Source organism: Stenotrophomonas sp. ATs4, assembly GCF_051861585.1.
GTDB lineage: Bacteria > Pseudomonadota > Gammaproteobacteria > Xanthomonadales > Xanthomonadaceae > Stenotrophomonas > Stenotrophomonas maltophilia_AS.
In genome coordinates this window covers 77,767-95,025 of record NZ_JBLYPK010000013.1, presented here as the reverse complement: position 1 = coordinate 95,025, position 17,259 = coordinate 77,767, and the positions used below count along the sequence as shown (strand labels likewise).

At 65.8% G+C, this 17,259-nt stretch carries 18 protein-coding genes; 13 read left to right on the top strand and 5 right to left on the bottom strand.

Features of this window, described 5'->3' with window-relative positions:
- The first annotated feature begins 28 nt into the window (after positions 1-28).
- The 5 genes from ABR323_RS20040 to ABR323_RS20020 all read left to right on the top strand — a co-directional run bounded on the left by ABR323_RS20040 (position 29) and on the right by ABR323_RS20020 (position 4,957).
- Complete coding sequence (locus tag ABR323_RS20040; RefSeq protein ID WP_439450557.1) at positions 29-877, top strand: isocitrate lyase/PEP mutase family protein; 849 nt, start codon at positions 29-31, stop codon at positions 875-877.
- A gap of 126 nt (positions 878-1,003) precedes the next feature.
- Positions 1,004-2,029, top strand: coding sequence for an AI-2E family transporter (locus tag ABR323_RS20035; protein WP_135272676.1), 1,026 nt, complete (start codon positions 1,004-1,006; stop codon positions 2,027-2,029).
- Between the two features lie 162 nt (positions 2,030-2,191).
- Entirely contained in the window at positions 2,192-3,934 is a 1,743-nt protein-coding gene (locus ABR323_RS20030; protein ID WP_439450556.1) for a diguanylate cyclase, read from the top strand.
- A 69-nt stretch (positions 3,935-4,003) separates the two neighbouring features.
- Positions 4,004-4,441, top strand: a complete 438-nt coding sequence (locus tag ABR323_RS20025; RefSeq protein ID WP_439450555.1) for a hypothetical protein — start codon at positions 4,004-4,006, stop codon at positions 4,439-4,441.
- 12 nt (positions 4,442-4,453) lie between these two features.
- The gene (locus ABR323_RS20020; RefSeq protein WP_439450554.1) at positions 4,454-4,957 is read left to right on the top strand and encodes a GNAT family N-acetyltransferase; all 504 of its coding nucleotides are present in this window, start codon (positions 4,454-4,456) and stop codon (positions 4,955-4,957) included.
- 19 nt (positions 4,958-4,976) lie between these two features.
- On the opposite strand, the gene ABR323_RS20015 is transcribed toward ABR323_RS20020, so the two are convergent.
- The gene (locus ABR323_RS20015; protein WP_439450553.1) at positions 4,977-6,371 is read right to left on the bottom strand and encodes a DUF2867 domain-containing protein; all 1,395 of its coding nucleotides are present in this window, start codon (positions 6,369-6,371) and stop codon (positions 4,977-4,979) included.
- 24 nt (positions 6,372-6,395) lie between these two features.
- Positions 6,396-6,713 (bottom strand): metalloregulator ArsR/SmtB family transcription factor, encoded by a 318-nt coding sequence (locus tag ABR323_RS20010; protein ID WP_204373517.1) that lies wholly within the window; start codon positions 6,711-6,713, stop codon positions 6,396-6,398.
- A 122-nt stretch (positions 6,714-6,835) separates the two neighbouring features.
- Here ABR323_RS20010 and ABR323_RS20005 point away from each other — a divergent pair, with 122 nt between their 5' ends.
- The 6 genes from ABR323_RS20005 (at position 6,836) to ABR323_RS19980 (ending at position 12,587) form a co-directional block, all read left to right on the top strand.
- Positions 6,836-7,417: an NMCC_0638 family (lipo)protein gene (locus ABR323_RS20005; RefSeq protein ID WP_439450552.1), complete on the top strand. Its 582-nt coding sequence runs from the start codon at positions 6,836-6,838 to the stop codon at positions 7,415-7,417.
- A 184-nt stretch (positions 7,418-7,601) separates the two neighbouring features.
- Positions 7,602-8,069 (top strand): DUF2975 domain-containing protein, encoded by a 468-nt coding sequence (locus tag ABR323_RS20000; RefSeq protein ID WP_439450584.1) that lies wholly within the window; start codon positions 7,602-7,604, stop codon positions 8,067-8,069.
- 13 nt (positions 8,070-8,082) lie between these two features.
- Positions 8,083-8,307 (top strand): helix-turn-helix domain-containing protein, encoded by a 225-nt coding sequence (locus ABR323_RS19995; RefSeq protein ID WP_094002110.1) that lies wholly within the window; start codon positions 8,083-8,085, stop codon positions 8,305-8,307.
- Between the two features lie 43 nt (positions 8,308-8,350).
- Positions 8,351-9,892, top strand: a complete 1,542-nt coding sequence (locus ABR323_RS19990) for a TerC family protein (protein WP_439450551.1) — start codon at positions 8,351-8,353, stop codon at positions 9,890-9,892.
- Positions 9,893-10,013: 121 nt separating this feature from the next.
- Complete coding sequence (locus tag ABR323_RS19985; protein WP_439450550.1) at positions 10,014-11,150, top strand: metallophosphoesterase; 1,137 nt, start codon at positions 10,014-10,016, stop codon at positions 11,148-11,150.
- Between the two features lie 177 nt (positions 11,151-11,327).
- Positions 11,328-12,587, top strand: coding sequence for an MFS transporter (locus ABR323_RS19980; RefSeq protein ID WP_439450549.1), 1,260 nt, complete (start codon positions 11,328-11,330; stop codon positions 12,585-12,587).
- 4 nt (positions 12,588-12,591) lie between these two features.
- On the opposite strand, the gene ABR323_RS19975 is transcribed toward ABR323_RS19980, so the two are convergent.
- On the bottom strand, positions 12,592-13,539 hold the full coding sequence (locus ABR323_RS19975) for a nucleoside hydrolase (protein WP_439450548.1): 948 nt from the start codon (positions 13,537-13,539) through the stop codon (positions 12,592-12,594).
- Positions 13,540-13,881: 342 nt separating this feature from the next.
- On the opposite strand from ABR323_RS19975, the gene ABR323_RS19970 reads away from it, so the two are divergent.
- A complete protein-coding gene (locus ABR323_RS19970) occupies positions 13,882-14,280 on the top strand; it encodes an SMI1/KNR4 family protein (protein WP_439450547.1) in 399 nt (132 codons plus the stop codon).
- A gap of 408 nt (positions 14,281-14,688) precedes the next feature.
- A complete protein-coding gene (locus tag ABR323_RS19965; RefSeq protein ID WP_439450546.1) occupies positions 14,689-15,024 on the top strand; it encodes a hypothetical protein in 336 nt (111 codons plus the stop codon).
- 70 nt (positions 15,025-15,094) lie between these two features.
- Here ABR323_RS19965 and ABR323_RS19960 read toward each other — a convergent pair whose 3' ends face one another.
- Both ABR323_RS19960 and ABR323_RS19955 read right to left on the bottom strand, forming a co-directional pair.
- Entirely contained in the window at positions 15,095-15,814 is a 720-nt protein-coding gene (locus ABR323_RS19960; protein WP_439450545.1) for a GntR family transcriptional regulator, read from the bottom strand.
- 56 nt (positions 15,815-15,870) lie between these two features.
- Positions 15,871-17,238 (bottom strand): SLC13 family permease, encoded by a 1,368-nt coding sequence (locus ABR323_RS19955; RefSeq protein WP_439450544.1) that lies wholly within the window; start codon positions 17,236-17,238, stop codon positions 15,871-15,873.
- Positions 17,239-17,259: the final 21 nt, after the last annotated feature.

Genomic DNA, 17,259 nt, shown 5'->3' with positions numbered 1-17,259 from the left:
GCAGATGTCCACCTGGAAGGGAGATCATATGAAGAAGACACATCGGTTGCGTGCGCTGCTGCAGCAGGGCAGCGTGATTGCACCCGGCGCATTCGACGGGTTGTCGGCGCGGCTGGTGGAACTGGCCGGGTTCGAAGCGGTGTATGCCAGTGGCGGCGCCATCGCGCGTTCGGCCGGCGTGCCAGACATTGGACTGCTCGGGATCACCGAAGTGCTGGCGCAGGTCGAGCGGATCGTCGATGCCTGCGACCTGCCGGTGATCGCCGACGCCGACACCGGCTTTGGCGGCACCGCCAATGTGGAGCGTACGGTGCGCGCGTTCGAAAAGGCGGGGGTTGCCGCGCTGCATATCGAGGACCAGGCCTTCCCCAAGCGCTGTGGTCACCTGGATGACAAGACGCTGATCGATGCACGCGAGATGTGCACGAAGATCAGGGTGGCCTGCCAGTCACGGAACGATCCGGAGCTGATGATCATCGCGCGCACCGACGCCATCGCCTGCGAGGGCCTGGACGCGGCCATCGAACGTGCACAGGCCTATGTGGACGCGGGTGCGGACATGATCTTCGTCGAGGCACCGGAAACCCTGGCGCAGATCGAGGCGATCTCGCTGCACGTGCCGGGGCCCAAGCTGATCAACATGTTCCACAGTGGCAGAACGCCGCTGGTGCCGGTCCAACGGCTGGCCGAACTCGACTACCGGCTGGTGATCATTCCCTCGGACCTGCAGCGGGCCGCGATCCGTGCCATGCAGCGCACGTTGCAGGAGATCGCCGCGACGGGGGACAGCGGACGCATCGCCAATGCACTGGCCAGCTTCAGCGAGCGCGAGGCGATCGTGCGTACCGGTCGTTACCTGGCCCTGGATCGAGCCTGAGCCGAGGGGGGGCGGCCCGATGCGGGCCGGCTGCCTCTGCAATCGCGGCGTAACGGCCATTCATCCTGCACGCGGCATCACCACGGCAATCCTCTACCATGGGCCACCCCGTCCGGACCTGCCCTGATGCAAGACGCGCTCGTTGCCCAGCCCAAGCCCCCTGTCCCGAGGATCGCGGCCTGGCTGATGATGCTGCTGGGCATGTGGCTGGCGTTGAAGCTGGGCCTGGTGGTGACCCTGCTGTCGGGCCTGCTGGTGTTCCAGCTGACCCACCTGCTGGCCTCCACCGTGGAAGGCAAGCTGCCGCCGGGACGGGCGCGGGCGATCGCGGTGATCGTCCTGTCGGCAGTCATCATCAGTGCACTGGTACTGGCCGGGATCGGCGTGGCTTCGTTCTTCCGCAATGAAACCGGTGGCCCGGACGCGCTGCTGGCCAGGCTGATGGACATTCTCAATTCTTCGCGGCATCAGGTACCGGCGCTGTTGCAGCCCTATATTCCCGAAGACATGCCGGCGCTGCGCACGGCACTGAACGACTGGGCCGCCGAACATCAGCGCCAGCTCGGCGTCGCCGGTACTTCGGTGGTACAGGTGGGCGTGCGCGTACTGATCGGTATGGTGCTGGGCGCGATGATCGCGCTGTATGACGAACTGCCGCTGCCGAAGATGGGGCCGCTGGCGCAGGAGCTGATCGGCCGCACCAGCCGCCTGGCCACCGCGTTCCGCCAGGTGGTGTTCGCGCAGGTGAAGATCTCGCTGCTCAATACTGTGTTCACCGCCATCTTCCTGCTGGGCGTCCTGCCGTTGTTCGGCGTGCACCTGCCGCTGTCCAAGACCCTGGTGCTGATCACCTTCATCGCCGGCCTGCTGCCGGTGGTGGGCAACATCATCTCCAACACCATCATCAGCATCGTCGCGCTGTCGGTCTCGTTCTATGTGGCGGTGGCGGCGCTGCTGTACCTGATCGTGATCCACAAGCTGGAGTATTTCCTCAACGCGCGCATCGTTGGCGGCGAGATCCAGGCCCGTGCCTGGGAGCTGCTGCTGGCGATGCTGGTAATGGAAGCCGCCTTCGGCCTGCCGGGCCTGGTGGCCGCGCCGGTGTTCTACGCCTATGTGAAGCGCGAACTGGTCGATCAGCGCTGGATCTAGCAGGGCGGAAAGTGACGCTTCAGAACCGGTCGCGTAGCCCGGGCGCCCTGGCCCTCGTGTTCGCGGCGCCTGCGGTACACCGGTGCCTGCGGTTCGCACGTTGCTGGCTTGGCGCTGCCGGAACCGGCCGGTACAGTGATCCGCACGTCAGGGGAAATTTGCATGGCCGGCAAGGCATCGCCCATCAGGTTGCGGACCTGGGTCTGGATCCTGGCTGGGCTGTTCGTGGTCTGTACGCTGCCGTTGATGGCCATCGCCCTGGTGCAGGGCACGCTGCGTTACACCGCTGCCGAGGACAATCTGGCCAGCCTGCGACAGCTGCGGCAGACCTTCGACCTCGCCAATCTGGCGTCGGCCGAACGCGGTCCTGCCAACAGCCTGCTCGGCGCCGATCCGGTCGATGAAGTTGAACAGGCGCGGCTGGCCGCGCACCTGGCCGTCGCGCGCAGGCGCGTGGATACCGCGCTTGCGCAGCTGGATACGGTCTTCAGGGCCGACCCGGGCGTGGTCGACGCGCATGGCCTGCTGGTCGACGCGCAACGTCGCCTGCAATCAGCGCGTGCCGCGGTGGACCAGGTCGTGGCGCAACCCCATGACGCACGCCGCGTGGAAGAGGTGGAGCGTGCAATCAACAGCATGTTCGCAGTGGTCGATCGCCTGCACCTGCTGACCTCGGCGCAGATCAACCTGCTGGTCAGCGCCGACCGTGAAGCAGCGATTCCTGCGATGCAGGGCCAGGTGCTGATCGACCTGCGTGAGCATGGCGGCCGCCTCGCCTCGAACGTCATGGCACCCGTGGCCGTTCCCGGTGCCTGGCGCGAGGAGCAGGTACGCGCGGCGCTGCAGACCGAGGGCCGCCTGCTGGAGCTGTGGCGGTTGGCGGGAAGCCATGAGTCGGTGTTCCGCAGTGACCCGGAATTGTCATGGCACTGGGACATGGCGCGTCGGCAGTTCTTCGGTGAATCGCTGCCGATGATCGAGCAGCTGATCGAGGATGGCCGCCGTGGCGTACCACCGCCGTGGACTGCGGCCGAATTCACCACGCGCTACGTGCCGACCCTGCAGTCGCTTGAGGCGTTGCGGGATGGCTATCTGAGCGTGTCCATCGCGCGGTTTGAAGATGCCCGAAATCGCGAAGCAACACGACTGGCGGTGCTGGTGGCCACCGCACTGGGCACGCTGGTGGTGCTGGGCGTGGCGCTGCGTATTGCCCATCTGCAGATCCTGCGTCCACTGCTGCAGGCGCAGAATCAGGTGATCCAGATCGCCTCGGATGCGCCGGGACCGGAGCAGCACGTCACCCATCCGCTGGCCGAGATGCAGCGCCTGTTCGATGCCATCGAAGTGCTGCGCGAGAAGTCACGCGAGCGATCGGCGTTGACCAGCGAGCTGCGCCAGCTCGCTGGCACCGACGAACTGACCGGATTGTTGAACCGGCGCGCGCTGGACGAGGTGGTGCAGCAGAGACACGCCGGGGGCGACGCAAGCGCAGTGGTGATCCTGCTGGACGTGGATCGCTTCAAGGCGATCAACGATGGCCATGGCCATGAAGCCGGCGACGAAGTGCTGGTGCAGGTCGCGCAGTTGCTGCAGCAGCACCTGCGCCGCAGCGACAGCATCGCCCGTTATGGTGGCGAGGAGTTCCTGGTGCTGCTGGCCGACGGTGATCTGGCCGGTGGCCGCCAGCTGGCCGAGTCGTTGCGACTGGCCCTGCAGCGGTTGGACATCGTGCTGGCCGCTGGCACCGTACTGCGGGTGACCGCCAGTTTCGGCGTGGCCGAGGGCGGCACCGACGCGCTGGGTTGGCGCAGCCTGCTGCGTGCCGCCGATGCGGCGATGTACCGGGCCAAGGCACAGGGGCGTGATCGGGTACGAGTGGCGGGGGGCGGTCGTGGCGCCCGCTGATCGTGGCATTCATCGCCGGCGCACGTGGTCCTGCCTAGACTGGCCCTCCGATCGTTGCAGGAGCCTTCCATGATCGTTCGTCCCGTTGTTGCCACGGCACTGCTGGCCGGGTTGTTGGCCGGCTGTGCTTCGACCGCGTCCCAGACGAGCGCCGACGCGCCTCGCCATCCCTCCATCGCTGCCGACCTGAGTCCGGTGCCGGCCTTTACCGGCGGTGGCGCGGGGTGGAGCATCGAGATCGCCTCCACGGGCAAAGGCAATCACGACGCCAGCCTCAGTGCCGATGGCCGCACCCACAAGGGCGTGCTGCGCTACCTCGGCCAGCCGGCCGATGCACCCAGTTCGCTGATCGTGCTCAACGGTGAGCTGGACAAGCAGCCGGCCATCGTCGAGATCAAGCATGAGTCGTGCCGCAATGCCGAAGGCGTGGACACGCTGGCCAGCGTGCAGGTGACGATGGAAGGGCAGCCCCAGCGCCGTGGCTGCGGCCACGTGGCGGTGTATTGAGGTTGCGGCGGCATGCTTGAGATTCCCACGCTTTACACCGAGCGCTTGCGCCTGCGTCCGCAACGACTCGAAGACTTCGAGGTCTACGCGGCGTTCCTGGCATCGTCGCGCGCGGGCGGCATGGGCGGTCCGTTCGGCGAGGTTGCCGCGTGGGGACAGTTCTGCCATGACCTGGCCAGCTGGCAGTTGTTTGGTCACGGTGCGCTGATGATCGAGCGCGGCGACAGCGGTGCCTGCATCGGCCAGGTCGGTATCAACCACGGTCCGTTGTTCCCGGAAAAGGAGCTGGGCTGGTTGCTGTATGACGGCCATGAGGGGCAGGGGTTTGCCACCGAGGCGGCCGGCGCGCTGCGCGACTGGGCCTTCGTGGTGGCGCAGCTGCCGACACTGGTCAGCTACATGGCGCCGGACAATGTGGCGTCGCAGGCCGTTGCACGGCGGCTGGGCGGCGTGCTCGATGCGCAGGCCGTGCGCAGCGATGCGGACGATCTGGTGTACCGCTACAGCGTGGGGTAGTGCCGGCCGTTGGCCGGTATCACCGTTGCGCCGGCTGTGTTACCCACGCATCCATGTCGGCCAGCTCCGGCGCCAGTGCATGCTCGACCGCACGCCGCAATAGTGCCGGTGCGACGTAGCGGCGATGGGTGCTGTCGATCAGCGCCATGTAGACGCGACCGAACGCATTGTGGGTCTGCACGCGCGAACCGAGGCTGATCTCGATACGGCCTTCGGCATGCAGCTGCACGCGCACGCTGCTGCGGAAGCGCAGATGGCGATCGTCGGCACCGAGCAGGACTTCCGCGCAGTGGTCATCTGCATCGACGCGCGAATCCAGCACCGGGTAGCGGGCGGCGAACAGCCGGCTGCGGTCATTGGACAGCAGCGACGAAATCGGGCAACCCAGCGGTGAGGTGCGTAGTCGCAATGGCGCAACCAGACGGTTGCGCAGCGCCATCAAACGGCCCACGCCGGTGGGTGGATTGCGCAGGAAGCCTTCCAGTACGTCGGCCAGCAGTGCCGACGCAGAACGGTGGAGTACGTGGCTGCGGTCCAGCTGCAGCGTCGTCAGGTCGTGGTAGTGGCTGAGCGGCAGCGCGGTGGCCAGCAGGCCGTCGCTGGGTGGCATCTGCGATTGGATGGGATAGGCCGGCGTAGCGCGTTCGACGAATCCGCGCAGCGGCTGCAATGCGATCCGCCGCAGCGGGCCGAACATTGCACGGGTGCGCGCGCACAGTCGAGCGCGCAGGCTGGGGGGCGCCGCCTGCAGTGACAGCTGTACCAGCGGCGTGGCCGCCAGTGCGGCGGCCGTCGGCCAACATGCTTCCGGCAGCACATCGGTCAGGCTGGGAATGTCGGCGGCATTGCACCGTACCTGCGCACGGGTGTGCTCGCTCATCGCACCGGCCAGTTCATTGCTGTGGCACGACAACGCGAACAGCGCGGGGTGTGCGCGATGGTTCGATGCGAACTGGTGCCACGTCCCGCCACCGAAGCGCACGGTGAACAGGCAGTCCGGCGGTATACGGATACGCCGCAGCGTGCGTGCGAAGACGCCAGGGTCGCTCGCCAGCTGTGCGTCGGAAGCGCTGGCGAAGCGCAGCTCGGCGCCGGCGCTGCCGGCAATGGCGGTGAACATGCGGGGGCCGGCATGGCGATGGAACGGATGGCCACCGGCTCCGACAGAGAAGCTGTACAGCGAGGATGGGTCGTCCTGTTGCAGATGCATGCCGCCCAGCCGCGCGGAGGGTTCATCCAGCGCATCGATGAAGGCCGGGTGGTGGCGTTGGCGCTGGCTGGCGTCGCCGATCAGCGCATCACCAGCGCCGATGCCCAATTGCGCGATCAACGTGACTTCGGTCGGACTGGCTCCTTCCCGGGCGGGAAGCTGGACAGCTGGAAACGAACGGCGGTCACGGGTCGAGCCAGGCATGGTCGCGCTCCTTGGCAGGGATGCTCAGCGGGCAGGGGACTTGCGGCGGGCACGCGCTTCGCGCTTGAGCGGGCCGCCGACCGGGCAGACTTCAGCGGCCCAGGAGAACAGCGTATTGGCCAGGCGGTCGGGCACCTGCCGGAAGTACACGAACTGGCCGCGCTTCTCGCGTTCGATCAACCCGGCTTCCTCGAGGATGCGCAGATGGCTGGACAATGCTGGCTTGCTGAAATCGAAGCGCTCGGCCAGTTCGCCCGCACTGAGCTCACCGGCGCTGAGGTAGGCCAGGATCTGCCGGCGGGCGGTGGAGGCGAGGGCTTCGAAGATACGGTCCATGGCGATCTAATTAACTAATTCGTTAATTAATAGTCCTCCCGCCGCCTCCGGCTGTCAAGCATCGGCCAGTTGCATGGCCTGCATGCCCTTTGCCATCCTCCCTGCTGCTTCCCGTCCCTGGAGTTCCGATGCGCCCTGCGTTCTGGCTGGCCCTGGCCCTGCTGCCTACCCTGGCAGTGGCACAGCCTGCGCGCGCGCCCAAGGCCAAAGTCACTGCACAGGACCCCTTCAGCGAACTGTTCGATACCGCCTGCATGCAGCACATCGGTGCCCCGGCGCGGCTGCAGTCGCTGATGGAATCCAATGGACTGTCGCCGTTGCAGCCTGCCGAAGCGGCCACGCTGTTGCAGGGGCAGCCGGGTGTGGCCTGGATGGTGCCGTTGGCCAGTGGCCGCTATGCAGTGAGCTGGGCCGACGATGGCACCTGCACGGTGTATGCGGAGAAAGCCGACGCGGCATTGGTGCAGAAGGGATTCGCACGGTTGGTGCAGGCCGCACCGAAGCCGTTGCAGGTGCGGTCGCTGCCAGGGCGCGGGCCACTGTCGGCCGATCAGGTGGCCATCCAGTACGGCTGGGCCATGCCGGGGCAGGGCAGGCTGCAGGTGCGTTTCCGTCTGGTCACGCGGCAGGCCGCCGAAGCCGGGGTGCAGGCGATGGCATCGGCAACCCCGGGCGAGGCGATGCTGGAGCAGGGCGTGCCTGGGTCCTGACTGGGGCCACGCTCGCGATTCAGCCTTTCACACGGCATGTGGTATATCGTTTATCGATAAATCCACCCCGGGGCGGCGAGGCCACCCCAATGCCGGAGGCCGCTTGACCGCTCGTCCCGCCCGCGCCAGACCCGCGCGAGGCTTGTTCACCCTGGCCCAGGCCGCCGTACAGGCCGTGCGGGCGATGTGCTGGCTGGGCATCCTGGCCGCACTGCTGGCGGTACCGCTGGTCGCCCACGACCGCCGCTGGCTGCTCGACAGCGTCCACGACGCCAATGCCGCGGCCGCGCATGGCAACGACCTGTTCCTGCATTTCTGCCTGGGCCTGGGTGCGATTGTCGCGCTGCTGGTGCTGTGCCTGGTGTTCCTGCGCCACCTGCTGCGGTTGCTGCAATCGGCGGCGCGCGAGCGCCCGTTCACCCACGCCAATGCGCAGCGCCTGCAGCGCATGGCGTGGTTGATGCTGGCGATGGAACTGCTGTCGATCCTGATCGGTGCCTACGCGGCGTGGATGGGGCCGGACTTCACCTGGATGGAGGTTGGCGGCGGCATGTCGATCACTGGCCTGGTCGCGGTGCTGATGCTGTTCGTGCTGGCACGCGTGTTCGCGGTGGGTGCGGCGATGCGTGATGACCTGGATGGTCTGATCTGATGAGCCTGCACTGATGGCGATCGTCATTACCCTGGACCGCATGCTGCAGGAGCGGGGCATGACACTGTCCGAGCTGGCCGGGCGCATCGACATCACCCTGGCCAACCTGTCCATCCTGAAGACCGGCAAGGCGCGCGCCATCCGCTTTTCCACGCTGGATGCGATCTGCCGTGAGCTGCAGTGCACGCCCGGCGACCTGCTCGGGCATGACCCGATGCAGGCGCAGGACGCTGACTGAGTGGTTTCCCTTTTCCCTTACCTACTGACGAAACGGACCTGAAATGGAATGGTTGGCTGACCCCTCGATATGGATGGGCCTTGCAACCCTGGTCGTGCTGGAGATCGTTCTCGGCATCGACAACCTGGTGTTCATCGCGATCCTTGCCGACAAACTGCCGCCGCACCAGCGTGACCGCGCGCGGGTGATCGGCCTGGCACTGGCCCTGCTGATGCGGCTGGTGCTGCTGGCCGCGCTGGCCTGGATCATGAAACTGACCGAACCCTTGGTCACCTTGTTCGACCACAGCTTCTCCGGGCGTGACCTGATCCTGCTGGGCGGTGGCCTGTTCCTGCTGTTCAAGGGCACGATGGAACTGCACGAGCGTCTGGAAGGCCGCGAGCATCACGAGGATGGCAAGAAGGTCTACGCCAGCTTCGCGATGGTGGTGGCACAGATCGTGGTGCTTGATGCGGTGTTCTCGCTGGACTCGGTGATCACCGCGGTCGGCATGGTCGACAACCTCGGCGTGATGTACGCCGCAGTGACCATTGCGATGGCGCTGATGCTGGTGGCCAGCAAGCCGTTGACCCGCTTCGTCAACAAGCATCCCACGGTGGTGGTGCTGTGCCTGGGCTTCCTGCTGATGATCGGTTTCAGCCTGGTGGCCGAGGGCCTGGGCTACAAGATTCCGAAGGGCTACCTGTACGCGGCCATTGCCTTCTCGATCCTGGTCGAGGCGTTCAACCAGTGGGTGCGCTTCAATCGCGAGCGCAATGAGCGTCGCCAGCCGTTCCGCCAGCGCACCGCTGACGCGGTGCTGCGGATGCTCGGCGCGCGTCCGGCCAACGGCCATGATGACGAAAACGCCGACGAACACGTAGACGCTGAAGAACGCCTGCAGCCGGCCGAGCACGAGATGATCCGCAGTGTGCTGGGCCTGGCCGATCGACCGGTGTCGAGTGTGATGACCGTGCGCGCAGACGTGCAGTGGATCGACTTGGCGCGCGGCGAGGAGGATGTGGTGGCACGCCTGGTGGCGTCACCGCACACCCGGCTGCTGGTGGGCGACGGCGATCTGGACAGCCTGCGCGGCGTGGTACAGAGCCGCGATCTGCTGGCCGATCTGCTGCAGGGCAAGCCGCTGCAGCTGGAAGGCAATCTGCGCGAGCCGCAGTACGTGCTGTCCAGCGCCAGTGCGCTGCAGGCGCTGGAACTGATCCGCCAGCACCCGGTGCCGCTGGCGGTGGCGGTGGACGAGTACGGCAGCGTGGAAGGCCTGGTGACCGCCAACGATCTGCTGGCGGCCATTGCCGGTGACCTGGTCGACACCCAGGACGAACGCTATGGCGTGGTCGCGCAGGGCGAAAGTTGCTGGGAGGCCGATGGCGCGTTGACCCTGGACGATCTGCAGCGCCTGGCCGGTGTATCGCTGCCGCGCAGTGCCGACTACATGACCATCTCCGGGTTGGTACTGGAGCGTCTGGGGCGCCTGCCGGACATTGGTGATGCGGTGGAAATTGCGGATGTACGCATCACCGTACTGGCGATGGAGAAGCGTCGTATCGCCCGCCTGCGCGTGGAACGCATCGACGGAACGGCTTGACCAACGCCTCGTTGTAGAGCCGAGCCCATGCTCGGCTGCATTTTGAGAAGCCGAGCGCAGGCTCGGCTCTACACAACACCTCCCGCAACCGTCACCATGGCGGGCCCGCTTTCTTTCCCGGATGGTTGCAGTGCTGAGTACGATCGGCTTGTTGATGGGCCTGTATGTGGCCTGGCGCCTGTTCTGGCCACTGCGCATGCCCATCTGGATGAAGGTCGTGCTGTCGCTGCTGCTGGTGGGCGTGGCCGTGCAGCTGCGCATCGTCGCCATGTTCTGGGGCACGATGGCCTCGCCGGAGATACCGAAGCTGGCCATCGCCACGCTGGCCACCGGCTCCACGGCGGTGTTGCTGCTCGCGTTGCTGATGCTGGCGCTGGACGTGAGCCTGCTCGCTTCCCGCCTGCTGCGCTGGCCACGCGCGGTAGCCGCATTGCGCACGCGGACTCTGCGACCGGCGGCCGGCATGCTCGCCCTGTTGGTCAGTGGCTATGGCGTCAGCCAGGGCATGGCGGTACCCAAGCCCCGGCAGATCGAGGTGAGCATCGCCGGATTGCCGGCTGCGTTCGACGGCTATCGCGTGCTGCAGCTGACCGACATCCATGCCAGCCGCCTGCTGACCGGCGACTGGGTGCGCAAGGTAGTGGACGAGAGCAACGCACTGACGCCGGACCTGATCGTGATCACCGGCGATCTGATCGACGGCAGCGTCGAGGCGCGTCGCGAGGACGCGCGCCCGTTGGCTGACCTGCATGCACCGGACGGTGTCATTGCCATCACCGGCAACCACGAGTACTACGCGCAGTATCAGGAGTGGATGCAGGCGTTCCGCGCGCTGCACATGCAGGTGCTGGAGAACAGCCACATGCAGGTGCGGCGCGGCGATGCGGCGCTGACCATCGCTGGGGTGACCGACCCGGTGGCGGCGCGTTATGGCCTGCCGCTGCCGGATCTGGAGGCGGCACTGAAGGGCGCCGATGCCGCTGCGCCGGTGATCCTGCTGGATCATCGCCCGCGCAATGCGCGCGACGCAGCCGCGCGTGGGGTGAAGCTGCAGTTGTCCGGGCATACCCACGGCGGGCAGATCATCGGCATGGCCCAGCTGGTGAAGCGAGCCAATGGCGGTTTTGTGTCCGGCCGCTACGACGTGGATGGGATGACGCTGTACGTAAGCAACGGGGCTGGCCTCTGGGCCGGTTTCCCGGCGCGCATCGGGGTGCCGTCGGAGATCACGTTGATCACGCTGCGTCGCGCGCCGTGACAGAGTGGGGTCGGATCCCTTTGCCAGCGGCAAAGGGCTCTGACCCCGTTTGCCCAGGGGGACATCCACGCATGGCGTGGATCTACTGCTTCCCCTCCGGGGCATCCACGCATGGCGTGGATCTACTGCATCGTCACTGGCGGCATGACACCCTGCGGCGATGAAGGAAAGCACGCAATGACCGCGGCGCGGCAGCGCTCGATGTGGGTGGCGGGCCTGTCCACGGTAGTGGAGTGGTACGACTTCACCCTGTACCTGTACTTCGCCACGGTGCTGTCGCGGGTGTTCTTCGGCGGCGGCAAAGAGGCGATGCTGGTCACCCTTGCCGGGTTTGCGGTGTCCTATCTGATGCGTCCACTGGGCGCACTGTGCTTTGGTCACCTGGGCGATCGCCTGGGCCGACGCTGGATGCTGCTGGCCTCGATGGCGTTGATGGCAGCGGCAATGCTGGCCACTGCGCTGCTGCCGACCGCGGCCATGGCAGGCACCACGGCGGGCGTGCTGCTGCTGATACTGCGCTGCGTGATGGCGTTCTCGGTGGGCGGTGAATACACCGGCGTGGTGGCGTACCTGCTGGAAAGCGCGCCAGCGCGGCGGCGTGGCCTGGTGACCTCACTGGCCTCGGCGGCCAGTGAGGTGGGCGCGCTGCTGGCGGTGGCGATCTCCGCACTGACGGTTGCGCTGCTGCCCATCGCGCAGCTGGACAGCTGGGGCTGGCGTATTCCGTTCTTCTTCGGTGCCGCGCTCGCACTGGTGATCCTGATTGCACGCTCGGGCATGCACGAGTCGCCGGAGTTCGAGCGTCAGCGACGCGAGGGCAGCATTCCGGCCACGCCGCTTCGCCATGTCCTGCGCAACCATCCGCTGGCGGTGGCGCGCACGTTCGCGATCTCGGCGCTGGGCTCGATCACCTACTACGTGGGCATCACCTATGTACCCGCATTCCTGCATGCACGGGGCCACGACGAGGGGGACGCACTGTGGTTGTCGACGATTGCAGCGGTGGCGGTGATCGCGATCACGCCGCTGTGTGGGGCGTTGTCCGACCGCTTCGGGCGTCGGCCGATGCTGTTGGGTCTGACCGTGCTGGCAGCGCTGTTGCCGCTGTCCCTGTTTGCGTGGATGGCGCAGGCGACGGCGGTGGGCATCGCACTGGCCGCGGTGCTGCTGGCGTGCGTAGCCGGTGGAGTGAGCGCGGTGGCGGCGCCGGCCACCGCCGAGCAATTTCCCGGCGAAGGCCGCGTAAGCGGGCTGGCACTGGGTGTGACCATGGCCACTGCATTCTTTGGCGGTGCAACACCCTGGCTGGCGCAATGGTGGGTGGAACGCAGCGGCTGGGCGGCGGCGCCGGGCGCGATGATCGCGCTGGTGGCGGTACTGGTGCTGCCGGTGTTGTGGACCCTGCCCGAGACGGTCCCGGGCAGGGCCAAGCGCTAACCGGTCAGACCTTCAGGGTCTGCTCGATGTCGGCCAGTACCGCGGCCGCATCGACGCCAATGGCAATCGACTGCAGTACGTGGCCATCCCACACGCTGGGGCCGAAGCCCATGCCTTCCGGCTTCGGAATGGTCATGCCGCGGGCGACGCCGTCGGTGGCCACGCGCACGCTGGCGCGCTCGAACTGGAACAGCTCCGGGCGGGTCAGCGCGATGCAGGCGCAGCAGTCGTGCACGACCATGCCCTTGTGGCCGGCCTGCAGGTAGAAGTCCACGTAATCCTGCGACAGCGCACGCACCAGCTCGGCATCGGCACCACCGATCGCAGCAAGCTTGTCCAGGCCATCACGGTTCATTTCCACGCGGGTGGTCACGTCCAGGCCGATGGCGGTGACCGGCCACTGCGCGGTGAACACGATGTCGGCCGCTTCGGCGTCACCCCAGATGTTGGCCTCGGCGGCCGGGGTGATGTTGCCGTTGACGTGGAAGGCGCCGCCCATCAGTACCACGCCGCGCACCAGGCCGGCGATGTCCGGTGCCTGCTGCAGGGCCAGGGCCAGATTGGTCATGCGGCCGACCGCGACCAGGGTCACTTCGCCCGGATGGGCGCGGACCAGGTCGATGATCAGCTGCGCGGCCGTGCGCGGGTCCACCGCCACGTCCAGGGTTTCCGGCACCGGGTGGTTGCCCAGGCCGTTGTGCCCGTGGATGTGCACCGGCCAGGTTTCCGGGGTGGCGTCGGGCTGCAGCGGGCCTTCGGCACCGCGCGCGACCGGCGCGGTGAAGCCCCAGGCCTGCTTCAGGTACAGCGCGTTGTGGGTGGTCGATTCCACCGAGGCGTTGCCGAAGGTGGTGGTGACGCCGATCAGGTCGATCTGCGGGTGCTTGTGCAGGTACAGCAGAGCCAGCGCGTCGTCGACGCCCGGATCGGTATCAAAAATGACTTTCAACATGTTGTTGTTCTTCTTCTTCCGTGTGATGCAGGGGGGCCGGCGGCCCCTGGGGGCAGGCCGGCGCGCCCTACATTGTCCCATCTTCATGACAGGCAGGGCGAACTGGGGCGCCGGTGGGGCATATCATCGCCTTCAAGGCAGGGTATCGACCGGAACCGTTTGAGGGCTGTCCTGGCAGACTCCGAACCATCTTCATTGATGACGAGCCAGTGCCACTTTGCATTGCCGACACCTACTATGCAGAGAACGGCAGCAGTTCCGTATTTGAAGAGCGCACCTGGCTCATCGGCAGCAGGTAACTCCTTGGTGGAAGCAATTGCAGAGAGATTTAGGAAAATAGCTATGAAATATCAACTAACAGAAGGGCAACTCAATGGTCCAGCTCAACTTTCGACTATTGATGGCCTGTCAAAAGAATTGGGAGCGGCACTCCCTGAGAGCTACATTGAATTCCTTAAGATTCACGACGGCGGCGAAGGATTCATTGGCGATAACTACACCATTTTCTGGAAAGCAGAAGAGCTGGTTGATTTCAATCGTGAATATGAGGTCGAGACAGATGCGCCCGGTGTATTTTTGTTCGGCTCCAACGGCGGAGGGGAAGCGTATGGATTTGACATATGGGATGCGACGATTCCGGTGGTTAAGATTCCGTTTATAGGAATGGAACGTCAATATGCCATCTTGGTAGCAGCCGACCTTCCCGGTTTATTTGCTCAATTGGCAGAGCAGAGTGATTGACCTGGGTAAGCACTTACGCCCTAAAGGCATGGAGCTGTTCGAGCTTAAACCCGCTATCGTCGGCGGTGATCCGGTCAGCCCTGAGAATAAAATTTGGTTGACGAGAGAGCAGCATTTTGAGGCGGTGCGCTACTGGAATAGGATTGTCAGAAGTCTGCGTGATGGGTCGAAGTAGCTAGAGGTGGAAAGGTGCACAAGAGGCAGGTCAGAAGCTATCAGCTGCTATATCGGACATCTTGACTTGCCAAGCGAACCGGAGGATATCCGGCTGGCGCAAGATGGTTTCTGGTCAACAGTTCTCCCTAGCCCTGCAGAATATTTCTTCGAACTGAAATTCGATGAAAAGCCCGCGCTGCAACCAATGGATCAGTCGCGGTAGGTATGCCCACTCGCTCAAGGAGCTGCGCCATGCTGGTGGTGACCCTCGTATTGATCGCCCTGGTGCTGGGGCTGAATCTGGTGGCCTCGTTCGTGGTGCTGCGCCGCGACGACCTGGGCGGTGGCAGCCGTGCCGGTCAGCTGCTGGTGGTCTGGCTGCTGCCGCTGGTAGGGGCGATCGTGTGCATGGCGATGGCCACTGCAGACGGATCAACGGGGCGAGCCGACGGAAGCGCGGTCGGTGCCTACGATTCCGCAGGCGCCTCCTCTGGCGACAGCCACAACAGTCATAGCCACAGCTTCAGCAGCGCGGACTGCAGCAGCGATGGCGGTGGTGGTGACGGTGGAAGCTGCGGCAGCGATTGAGGTGGCGTTCCGGGTTGTGTGCCAGGTCATGCCCCGGTAGTGCCGGCCGCTGGCCGGCAACCCCATGAACTCAGCCGCCGCCCGCGGTCGGCAACGGCGCCGGCACGTTCAACAACCCGCCACCGGCCACGTAAGCAGCCAATGCCTGGCCCTGGCTCAGCAGGTGCCGCTCCATGGTGCGCTCGGCGCCGGCCGCATCGCGGCGACGGAAGCAGTCCATCAGTTCCTGGTGTTCGGCCAGCGATTGCGCGGTGCGCCCCGGTGTCAGCAACTGGCGGCCACGGTGCATCTTCAGGATGCGGTGCAGGTCGTGGGTGATGCGGATCAGCCAGGGGTTGCCGGCGTAGTGCTGCACCGTCTCGTGGATCAGATAGTTGTTGCGGTAGTACTCGGCAATGTTGCCGCTGGCAGCGGCCGCTTCCATTGCCGCATGCAGATCTTCCAGCAGTTGCACACCGGCATCGTCGATGTGCTTGACCGCTTCATGGGCGCAGCGGCCTTCCAGCATCGCCATCACCGGGAACAGCTGGTTGAGGTCTTCCAGGGTAAGGCGGGTGACGCGGCTGCCACGGCCGGCGTCGATCTGCACCAGGCCCTCGGCGGCCAGCAGTTTCAGCGCTTCGCGCAAAGGCGTGCGGCTGATGGCCAGTTCCTCGCACAGCGCGGGCTCGTCGATCCACTCGCCCGGCGGCAGGCGATAGTCGTAGATCCGCTCGCGCACGTGTTCGGCCACCTCTTCGTACAGAGGGGCACGCTTTTTCGGTGAACGCGGGGCGGGAGCAATGGCCATGGAGGAAGTGTACCGCCAGGTAGGGCCGGCCAGCGGCCGGCACTACCGTTGGGTGGTTACATCCAGCCCGGCACCACGAACACCAGCCAGGCCAGCAGCGGGCCAAATGCCACCACCAGGCCGCTGTAGATCAGGAAGCGGCGGAACAGCGTTTCACGCTCTTCCTTCGCGGCCGAGGCCACCACCAGCGCGCCGTTGGTCGAGAACGGGCTGACATCGACGATGGTGGAAGACACCGCCAGCGCGCAGATCACACCCGCCGCACTCAGGTGCCCCTGCATCAGGAACGGCACCGCCAGCGGAATCGTGGCGCCCAGTACCGCCGCCGACGAGGCAAACGCAGAGACGATGCCGCCCACGTAGCAGACCAGCAGCGCGCCCAGCAGCGGAATGCCGATGCTGGAAACACCGTGGCCGATGAAGTCCACCGCACCAGCGTGTTCCAGCACGCCGATGTAGGTGACCACTCCGCAGATCAGCAGCACTGTGGACCAGCTGATGCCATCCACCGCGCCCTTCTGGCTCTGCGGCGACAGCAGCGCCAGCACCACTGCCACGGTGATCGACACCAGGCCGACGTTGAGGTTGTAGATCAACGCCGCCACGCCCAGGCCGAGCAGACCGATGAAGGTGAACAGTCGCTCGCGGGTCAGGCCCACTGCATCCAGCGCGGCCGGATCGTTGGACAACGTGCCGCCGCCAGCGGCGACCAGTGCGCCGTGGCCTTCGATGGCGAACTGCCGCGACGACGCCAGCGGACCACCGGCCATTGCCAGCTCGCCGCCACCCACCGCACCTGCAGCGGTGATCGAACCACGCCGCAGCAGCGCGATGCCGCCGAAGGCGAAGAAGCAGATCGTGGCCATCATGAAGTTGAAACCGAGGCTGGTGAGGAACACCGCCATCTCGGTCACTTCCAGGCCGGCCTTCTGCACCACGCCGTTGGTGATGCTGCCGTACACGCTGATCGGCGAAAAACCACCCGCCTGCGCACCGTGGATCACCAGCAGGCCCATCATCAGCGGGTTGATGTTGTACTGCTTGGCAAAGCGCAACGCGACCGGGCCGATGATCGCTACCGCTGCCGGGCCGAGCGCACCAAAGGCGGTAAGCACGGCGGTGATGATGAACATCACCCACGGAATGGCCACGATATGGCCGCGCACCGCTTTCACCGCCCAATGCACCAGCAGGTCGATGGTGCCGTTCTTCTGCGCAATGGCGAACAGGTAGGTGATGCCGACCAGGGTCAGGAACAGGTCACCCGGGAACCCGGCAAGGACCTCCTTGCCGCCCATGTCGACCCACAGGCCGCCGATGATGAAGGCCAGCGCGAAGGCAACCGCGCCCATGTTGATCGGCATGGCGGTGGCGACGATGAACATGATCACCAGACCGATGATCGTTGCAATTTGTGGACTCATGCGCCCTCCCAGACACCTGAT

Excerpts from the sequence above, each read along its gene's own strand:
- ABR323_RS20040 (WP_439450557.1), top strand. The coding sequence starts at position 29 with ATGAAGAAGACACATCGGTTGCGTGCGCTGCTGCAGCAGGGCAGCGTG.
- ABR323_RS20035 (WP_135272676.1), top strand. The coding sequence starts at position 1,004 with ATGCAAGACGCGCTCGTTGCCCAGCCCAAGCCCCCTGTCCCGAGGATC.
- ABR323_RS20030 (WP_439450556.1), top strand. The coding sequence starts at position 2,192 with ATGGCCGGCAAGGCATCGCCCATCAGGTTGCGGACCTGGGTCTGGATC.
- ABR323_RS20025 (WP_439450555.1), top strand. The coding sequence starts at position 4,004 with ATGATCGTTCGTCCCGTTGTTGCCACGGCACTGCTGGCCGGGTTGTTG.
- ABR323_RS20020 (WP_439450554.1), top strand. The coding sequence starts at position 4,454 with ATGCTTGAGATTCCCACGCTTTACACCGAGCGCTTGCGCCTGCGTCCG.
- ABR323_RS20015 (WP_439450553.1), bottom strand. The coding sequence starts at position 6,371 with ATGCCTGGCTCGACCCGTGACCGCCGTTCGTTTCCAGCTGTCCAGCTT.
- ABR323_RS20005 (WP_439450552.1), top strand. The coding sequence starts at position 6,836 with ATGCGCCCTGCGTTCTGGCTGGCCCTGGCCCTGCTGCCTACCCTGGCA.
- ABR323_RS20000 (WP_439450584.1), top strand. The coding sequence starts at position 7,602 with ATGTGCTGGCTGGGCATCCTGGCCGCACTGCTGGCGGTACCGCTGGTC.
- ABR323_RS19995 (WP_094002110.1), top strand. The coding sequence starts at position 8,083 with ATGGCGATCGTCATTACCCTGGACCGCATGCTGCAGGAGCGGGGCATG.
- ABR323_RS19990 (WP_439450551.1), top strand. The coding sequence starts at position 8,351 with ATGGAATGGTTGGCTGACCCCTCGATATGGATGGGCCTTGCAACCCTG.
- ABR323_RS19985 (WP_439450550.1), top strand. The coding sequence starts at position 10,014 with ATGGTTGCAGTGCTGAGTACGATCGGCTTGTTGATGGGCCTGTATGTG.
- ABR323_RS19980 (WP_439450549.1), top strand. The coding sequence starts at position 11,328 with ATGACCGCGGCGCGGCAGCGCTCGATGTGGGTGGCGGGCCTGTCCACG.
- ABR323_RS19975 (WP_439450548.1), bottom strand. The coding sequence starts at position 13,539 with ATGTTGAAAGTCATTTTTGATACCGATCCGGGCGTCGACGACGCGCTG.
- ABR323_RS19970 (WP_439450547.1), top strand. The coding sequence starts at position 13,882 with ATGAAATATCAACTAACAGAAGGGCAACTCAATGGTCCAGCTCAACTT.
- ABR323_RS19965 (WP_439450546.1), top strand. The coding sequence starts at position 14,689 with ATGCTGGTGGTGACCCTCGTATTGATCGCCCTGGTGCTGGGGCTGAAT.
- ABR323_RS19960 (WP_439450545.1), bottom strand. The coding sequence starts at position 15,814 with ATGGCCATTGCTCCCGCCCCGCGTTCACCGAAAAAGCGTGCCCCTCTG.
- ABR323_RS19955 (WP_439450544.1), bottom strand. The coding sequence starts at position 17,238 with ATGAGTCCACAAATTGCAACGATCATCGGTCTGGTGATCATGTTCATC.